At 30.4% G+C, this 4,955-nt stretch carries 4 protein-coding genes, 2 tRNA genes and 2 rRNA genes; 7 read left to right on the top strand and 1 reads right to left on the bottom strand.

The features are described 5' to 3' along the window. Window positions 1-7: 7 nt before the first annotated feature. The 5 genes from rrf (ACSYT2_RS18495) (at window position 8) to ACSYT2_RS18475 (ending at window position 1,593) form a co-directional block, all read left to right on the top strand. A 5S ribosomal RNA gene (gene rrf / locus ACSYT2_RS18495) occupies window positions 8-124 on the top strand. Window positions 125-129: 5 nt separating this feature from the next. Beyond that, window positions 130-205: transfer RNA gene (locus tag ACSYT2_RS18490), tRNA-Lys, on the top strand. A 96-nt stretch (window positions 206-301) separates the two neighbouring features. Further along, complete coding sequence (locus tag ACSYT2_RS18485; protein WP_438385416.1) at window positions 302-1,246, top strand: L-lactate dehydrogenase; 945 nt, start codon at window positions 302-304, stop codon at window positions 1,244-1,246. Between the two features lie 148 nt (window positions 1,247-1,394). Beyond that, a 5S ribosomal RNA gene (rrf, locus tag ACSYT2_RS18480) occupies window positions 1,395-1,511 on the top strand. Between the two features lie 6 nt (window positions 1,512-1,517). Further along, a tRNA-Lys gene (locus tag ACSYT2_RS18475) sits at window positions 1,518-1,593 on the top strand. 93 nt (window positions 1,594-1,686) lie between these two features. Here the strand turns inward: ACSYT2_RS18475 and ACSYT2_RS18470 are convergent. Continuing rightward, the gene (locus tag ACSYT2_RS18470; protein ID WP_438385414.1) at window positions 1,687-2,433 is read right to left on the bottom strand and encodes a signal peptidase II; all 747 of its coding nucleotides are present in this window, start codon (window positions 2,431-2,433) and stop codon (window positions 1,687-1,689) included. Window positions 2,434-2,585: 152 nt separating this feature from the next. On the opposite strand from ACSYT2_RS18470, the gene ACSYT2_RS18465 reads away from it, so the two are divergent. Together ACSYT2_RS18465 and ACSYT2_RS18460 are read left to right on the top strand one after the other, a co-directional pair. Then, window positions 2,586-3,395: a pyruvate, water dikinase regulatory protein gene (locus tag ACSYT2_RS18465; protein WP_430858274.1), complete on the top strand. Its 810-nt coding sequence runs from the start codon at window positions 2,586-2,588 to the stop codon at window positions 3,393-3,395. Window positions 3,396-3,519: 124 nt separating this feature from the next. After that, a complete protein-coding gene (locus ACSYT2_RS18460; protein ID WP_430858275.1) occupies window positions 3,520-4,467 on the top strand; it encodes a patatin-like phospholipase family protein in 948 nt (315 codons plus the stop codon). The last annotated feature ends 488 nt before the right edge of the window (window positions 4,468-4,955 follow it).

Raw genomic sequence — 4,955 nt, 5'->3', positions numbered from 1 at the left:
TGATAAATCTAGTGATGATGGCGTAGAGGAAACACTCCTTTCCATTCCGAACAGGAAAGTTAAGCTCTACAGCGCCGATGGTACTGCATGGGAGACTGTGTGGGAGAGTAGGACGTTGCTAGGTAATATGCGTTATTAGCTCAGTTGGTAGAGCACCTGACTCTTAATCAGGGTGTCCCGGGTTCGAATCCCTGATGACGCACCAAAACCTTAGAAGTAATTCTAAGGTTTTTTTATTTTATAAATTTATTTTATATTAGAGGAAATAATAAAATAAACAGAAGATTAGGAGGGGTTAAATTTGTCATTAAAGAATAAGAAGGTAGCAATAGTTGGAACTGGTTTAGTTGGGTCAAGTACCGCATTCAGCTTAATAACTCAAGGAGTATGTGATGAAATCCTAATGATAGACCTAAATGAAGAAAAAGCCAAGGGTGAGGTAATGGATTTAAATCATTGCATCGAATATTTAAATAAAAATACTAAGATAAAAGTAGGAGAATATGAGGATTGTGCAGATGTAGATATTATAGTAATAACTGCAGGGGCACCACCAATGAAAGGGCAAACTAGGCTAGATACGTTAGAATTATCAGCTAAAATAGCAAAATCAATAGTTAAGCCTATAATGGCAAGCGGTTTCAGAGGTCATTTTATTATAGTGTCAAATCCTGTTGATATAATATCTTATTATGTATATAAATTATCAGGATTACCGAAAAGTAATATTATAGGTACAGGAACTTCTGTAGATTCTGCAAGATTAAAGAACTTTATAGGAGAATTATTAAATGTTGATCCAAGAAGTGTTCAAGGATATTCAATGGGTGAACATGGAGATTCTCAAATGGTGCCATGGTCTCATGTATATGTAGGTGGGAAGCCTTTTAATAAAATTATAGAGGATAATAAAGAAAGATTCGGAAAAATAGATTTAGATCAATTGGTTGTAGATACTGCCAGTGCAGGCTGGGAAGTATATAATAGAAAAGGAACTACATATTATGGAATTGCCACTGCAGTAGTAGCAATTATAAAAGCTATAATGAATGACGAAAATAAAATAATTCCTATTTCAGCTTATCTAGATGGGGAGTATGGGGAAGAAGGAATTTATGCTGGAGTACCTGCTATATTAAATAGTAAAGGAATAAAAGAAATAGTTGAAATAGATATGCAAGATAAGGAAATGTCTAAATTTAAATCTTCTTGTAGTGTAATAAGGAAATATATAGAGCAGTTATAAGGAAAGCAAAAAAATTATTATTAAAGAAAGCCTTAAGAGGCTTTCTTTCGAAATTTATAGAAGAAATAAAATATTTTTATTTTTTTGTAGAAAAGTTATTGACTTAAATAGATATACACTATATAATTAGGACTTGTTGAGAAACGTATCTGGTGATGATGGCGTAGAGGAAACACTCCTTTCCATTCCGAACAGGAAAGTTAAGCTCTACAGCGTCGATGGTACTGCATGGGAGACTGTGTGGGAGAGTAGAACGTTGCCAGGTTTATATGGTTTACTAGCTCAGTCGGTAGAGCACTTGACTTTTAATCAAGGTGTCCGGGGTTCGATTCCCCGGTAAGCCACCAAGGGTCACTTCAAATGGAGGATTCTCTAATAAGGACTTGCTTAGCATTATATATAAAAAAAGATTTTACAAATTGTAAAATCTTTTTTTTTATCTACTTTTTGAAAAAAGAAATAATATCTTTTTTTGCAAAATTAACAAATCTTTTTATTCCCTCGATATCTTCCTTTAAGGTTGTATCTTCTTCAGAATTTATATATCCACTTTCATATATAGAGATAACAAAGAATAAAATTCCTAAATTTATATAGATATCTTTTATATCAGCTATAAATAAAGTACCAATACCAATGAAATCTAAACTACCACCATAGAATATCTTATCGATAAGAGAACAAAGTGCACCAGCAAAGATAAATAAGAAACACATATCAATGGAGAAACTTTTATTTGATTTAGATAGAACATAGCGATACAGTTCTATAAATAGAATTAGTGATATAAAGTTTATAGATATTAATAATGGAAAGCTTACTCCAGTTCCGAATCTAGCATTAAGCCAAGATCCATCTGTATTTATTATTGGGTTAAAGGATAAGAAGTTTTTGATGATAGAAAAGTAATCATTAAAGAAGAAGAACTTAATAATTAACTTAATTCCTTGATCAATTAGCATCAATATAATGAAGATAGATATGACCTTTTTAGTATTAAATCCATTATTATATTTTAAGCTTATAGAATGTATTAGGTATCCTGTAAATCCAAATAATACAATTAAGGCTATATTACCTAAAAAGGTAGCCTTATCAGTAACCCTTCCAGTGAATAATTCGAATAGGAAGTAAAATGTCCACATAAGAGGAAGTACTCCTATAGTCAGTAATTTAGTTTTTTTCATAAATGCCTCCTCAGATAAATATGTAAATTCAAAAATATAGTTAAAGTTTATCACATCAAATATTAAAATTCACTATAAAGTAGTTTAAGCTATGCTAATTAATGTATAATTAGAGTGTGAATTATGAAAAAAAGGTGAAAGAGGGTATGAGAATGTTAACTATTTTTGCAGTATCAGATTCTATTGGAGAAACAGCTAATCAAGTAGCAGTAGCAGCTGCTAGTCAATTTAAGGGTAAAGTTGAGGTTAGAAGAATACCGTATGTTAAAACATTAGAAGATGTTGAGGATGTAATTAAAGCTATAGATGAATGTGAAAAGGCTATGGTCGTATCTACTATAATAACTGTAAATGTAAGAGAATATTTAACAGAAAAAGCTATTGGGAAGAATGTTTTTGTTAATAATGTACTTGGTCCTATTATAAATGTTTCTTCTACACTATTAAATCAAGTTCCAGATTATAATCCGGGAGCGATGTGGACTACAGATGAAGAGTACTTTAAAAGAATTGAAGCGATGGAATTTGCTATGCAGTATGATGATAGCAAAGATTATAGGGGACTTAAAAATGCAGATGTCGTATTAGTTGGTTTATCTAGAACATCTAAAACACCATTATGCATGTATCTCGCAAACAAAGGATTGAAACCTATAAACATACCATTAGTTCCAGAGGTTGGAGTTCCAGATGAATTATTTGAAGTAGATAAGAAGAAAGTATTTGGACTTACAATAAATCCATTACAGTTAATAGAAATAAGAAAGAAGAGATTAGACAAGTTTCATAGGATTCCTTCGGATATTGAATATGCTGGGGATGCAAGAGTTCTAGAAGAATTTGATTTTGCAGATAAAATAATAAAAAGGTTAGGTTGTAAAACGATAGATGTTACACAAAGAGCGATAGAAGATACAGCTTTAATAATATTAGAAACCTTAGGGAGAAAAAAAGATAGCTAATACATATAAACCTAAAAGGGTGCAGCTAAATGCACCCTTTTAATATAATAAAATATAATGGATGTTATAAATAATTATACTAAGGATATAATCTTGGATATAGGGTAGTTGGCAGGAGGTATATATGAAAATAGGAATGGTACTAGCTGGTGGTGGAGCTTTAGGGTCATATCAAATAGGAGTATGGAGAGCTTTAAAGGAGTTAAAGGTAGATGAACATATAAAGATAATATCAGGGACTTCCATAGGAGCTTTAAATGCTATTTTATTTATGCAAGGAGATATAGATAATGCTGAAGAGCTATGGTATAGCATTTCAAAAGAAAAGGTTCTACCTACAGATAATAAAGATTTGTTTGCTAGAGGGATACTTATAGCATTAGGATCTAAAAATATGGGATTTGTGAAGAAGTATATACCTAAGGCATTGGAGGCCGGTAATATATCAAGAAGTGGTCTGCTAGATATAATAGAGAAATACGTTGATTTCGATAAAGTAATAAAGAAAGATATTATATGTTATGCTACATGCACGGAGATACCTGATTTGGTTCCTAGATATTTTAAGGTAAATGAACATAATATAGATACAATAACTAGTATATTATTAGCCACATCAGCACTGCCTATGATATATGAAAGTGAAAAAATACAGGAAAAGCAATACTTAGACGGTGGTTTGGTAGATAATGTACCTATACAGCCAGTATATGGAGAAGGATGTGATCTAATAATTGTTGTAAATTTATATAAAGATGCAACAATAGATAAAAGAATGTATCCTAATACAAAGTTTATAGAAATTACACCAAGAATAATAGATGAAGGTTTTGTTGATGGTGTATTAGATTTTAAACCTGAAAGTGCTAGAAGAAGAATTAGGCAAGGATATGAAGACACTATTGAACAATTCACGCCTTTTTATGAATTATATAAATTTATAAGTGAGATAGAAATGGAGAAGGTAGAAAAAAGCAATATAGTTAAATACAAAAATAAAAAGATGATTTTTAATCTATTAAAAGAAAAAATATTAAATAAAAGGGAGAGACCTAAGAATAAGGAGATATAATAGTAGATAATTGATAGTATATACAGGTTATATAAGAAATAGGGGCAGTAAAATTTGAAGATATACGAAAACAATTATGTAAACTATACCTAGTGTATCAATATATATATAATGAAGAAAATTAATGAAAACGTGAGAATTTTGAATTTAATATTATATAAATAAAAATAAATAGACATTTTTATATTAAAGATATGATATTATAAATTTCGTCGCTGAGAGACAACGAAAACAACTAAAAAACAAAGTTAAAAAAACTTTTGAAAAGTTGTTGACAGAGAGTTTTCTAAGTGATAAGATAATGAAGTCGCTTAAGTGACAATCCAAATTTTAATTTGGTAATTGGAACTTACCTAGTTGGTGAGTGCGACAAACAAATTGGTCTTTGAAAATTGAACAGATATATAAGTTAAAAACCAGCAATTCTTTTTATGAGTAAGTTTTTGAGATTAAGATTAAACTTTTTATTGAGAGTTTGATCCTGGCTC

Source organism: Clostridium zhoujianii, from assembly GCF_051590805.1.
In the GTDB taxonomy this organism is placed as follows: Bacteria; Bacillota; Clostridia; order Clostridiales; family Clostridiaceae; genus Clostridium.
Note: the sequence above shows the minus strand (reverse complement) of the source record. Positions and strands in the feature narration are given on the sequence as shown.